Source organism: Aeromonas molluscorum 848 (assembly GCF_000388115.1).
Classification (GTDB): Bacteria; Pseudomonadota; Gammaproteobacteria; order Enterobacterales; family Aeromonadaceae; genus Aeromonas; species Aeromonas molluscorum.
Genome location: NZ_AQGQ01000262.1, coordinates 1 through 2,676, shown reverse-complemented (window position 1 = coordinate 2,676; position 2,676 = coordinate 1). Strand labels below are relative to the sequence as shown.

Genomic DNA, 2,676 nt, shown 5'->3' with positions numbered 1-2,676 from the left:
TGCGGGCGGCGAAATACAGAGCAGGATCAAGCGAAGGCGCAGGCTGCATATCTGGCTGGAGATTATCATGGCGCAGCCCTGGCATTGCACGATCCCATCTGGCGTGGCAATGCCTGGTATCGCACCGGTGATTTCGACCGTGCCTTGGCGGCCTATGGCGAGCAGAAGAGTCCCACCGCCCATTACAATCGCGGCAATGCCCTGGTGCAGCTGGGCCGCCTGGAAGAGGCCAAACTCGCCTATCTGGCCTGCCTGGCCCTTGACCCGGACAACAGCGATGCCCGTTACAATCTGACCCTGCTCGAACGCAGCCCCCCTCCCCAGGCCAGCCCCAACAAGGCCCCTGATGAGGCGAAGAGCCAGCCAGAGGCCCCGGCCGACCCCGCCCCCCCCGTCGATCCTGCTCAAGGAGCGGTTACGCAAGGAGGCCCTGCGCCGAGGCCTGCAGCCGTTGCCGGTGTCACCTTGGTGAGCCCTTTGCGCCCCCTTGTCTCAGCGTCTCGAGGAGGGACACTTGGTGCCCTGCTGGGCCTGCTGTTCGCTCTGGCGCCGGGCCAAGGGGTAAGCGGAACAGGCGGGCAACCGGCACCCTTTGCGGGGTCATCTGCGGCACTTCCTCAGCAGGAGAGGGATCTCGCCCCCGCAGCGGCCCCCAGGGTCGAGCTGCTACCTCAGGAGGGTGCCGAGGATTGGTTATTGTTGATCGAAGTGCCGGGGCACTGGCCTCTCGATACCCTTGATATTCAACCCTTGCTGCGCCAGTTCGCCGTGGGCAGGATCTCCCGGCTTGAGAGCATGAGCGAGTCCGGGCCCCAAACCCGTTGGCTGATCCCCCTGCACGGCAGCGCCGACAGCCTGCCTGCGCTCAACCTGGGCAGCTGGCGTATCGCGCCCACTCCCTTGCCAAACAAGTCCCTCAACCAGGCAGTAACCGCGCCCCCTGGGCCCAGGGTGGTACTGCGCGCCAGCGTTGATCATCAAGGTCCCCTCTACCCCGGTCAGCCCTTTATCTATGAACTCAGACTCTGGTTGCCGGATCAGATCGTGGATCCCAGCCTCAATGAGCCCGAGCACCCGGATCTCAATATTCGACGCCTGGGAGATGATGAGTGGCACCCCGGAGCCCGGCCCGGCAAGAGCGGCGTGCTGACTCGCCGCTGGCTGTTGCAGGCCAGGAGCGCGGGTCAGTTCACCCTGATGGCGCCCAGACTTCAGGCACGTTATCAACGTGATGGTCATGAAGACCCCGTCTCCGGTCGCGCCGCACCCTCCATCATACAGATAGACAAGGCGCCCCTGCCGCTGGTGGCCAGGCGCATCACCCTCACCCAGCAATTCACCCCGGCCCGTAGCGTCGCCCTTGGCGAGCCCATCATTCGCACTCTGCGTCTGCGCCTCGAGGATGGAGATGGCAGCCGCGTGGCGCTACCCACACTGCATCTAGCTGGGCTCAGGGTATTGGGAGATGGTGGGCAGCGTCATGAACGCTTTCTTGCCAACGGCCGTTTGCTCTTTGAACAGGAGTGGCGCCAGGCTCTGCGGGCCGAGGCTCCCGGTGTCTATTGGCTGCCCGAGATCCAGCTGCCCTGGTTCAATACTCACACCGGGCGGGAAGAGCTGCTGACGTTGGCCGCCACGCGTTTGAACGTTACCGCCCCCCCCGCCGACCAACCGGGCTCTCCCCCTCCCCGGCCGACCCGCGTTGGCCCCCTGCCCCTGCTCGGCTGGACACTGCTGGCCTTGTTGCTGGCGAGCGGCCTGCACCGTCAGGCCAGATGGCGCGCTTTTTATGCAGTGCAGCTCGCCCTTTGCCAAGCTGACCCTGACGGGAGTCGTCATGCCCTGCTGCGTTGGGCAAAGCTGCGCTGGCCCGCACCCCGCCACCCAGCCATCATCTGGTTGCGGGATCTTCCATTGGATGATGAGCTGTCCATACGGCTCGATACCCTGGAGGCCGCCTGTTTTGGTACACTGACTCACTTTGATGGCTCAGCGATCGCCCTTGGCCTTGATGCCTATGAGACGAGAGGGCTGGCCACTTTACTCAGACGAGTCGCCTGGCTGAACGGCACAGATCACCACAAGGAAGCGCACTGATGGCGATATCGCTATTTCGCAAGAAAGTGGGAAAGAAACCGACGCCATCCCCGGTCAATGAGGGTATGGCGGATAAACAAAGAAAATATGAAGCCCTGGTCAATGCCCTGCATGGGGATATCTACCGCTACGCCTACTGGCTATGCCGGGATCCTCATGTCGCGGAAGATCTGGTGCAAGAGACCTACCTGCGCGCCTGGCGGGCAATAGACAGCCTCGTCGATGACAAGGCTGCCAAGGCTTGGCTCATCACCATCTTGAGGCGAGAGAATGCACGCCGGTTCGAGCGCAAGCAGTTCGATCTCATCGATTTGGATGAATTCCCCCAAAGCGACAGCAACGCACTGCACAGCGAACAGGAAATGGAGCATGAGTGGCTGCGCCGCCACATTGCTCGGTTGCCGGACGAATATCAGGAGCCGTTATTGATGCAAGTGGTTGGCGGTTTTAGCGGCGAAGAGATAGCCCAGCAGCTGGGCCTGAACAAGAACACCGTCATGACCCGACTGTTTCGAGCACGCAATCAGATCCGAGAGGCCATGGAGTCATCCGCACAACAGAGAGGGCACAGTAATGGAT

2 protein-coding genes are annotated in these 2,676 nt (G+C 62.4%); both read left to right on the top strand.

The features are described 5' to 3' along the window. Positions 1-2,097 (top strand): tetratricopeptide repeat protein (locus G113_RS19715; RefSeq protein WP_005912496.1); only part of this gene is annotated, 2,097 nt, incomplete at its 5' end. Continuing rightward, positions 2,097-2,676, top strand: a 580-nt coding sequence (locus G113_RS19710) for a sigma-70 family RNA polymerase sigma factor (RefSeq protein ID WP_005912494.1), incomplete at its 3' end; no start/stop codon positions are given. The genes G113_RS19715 and G113_RS19710, both read left to right, overlap by 1 nt.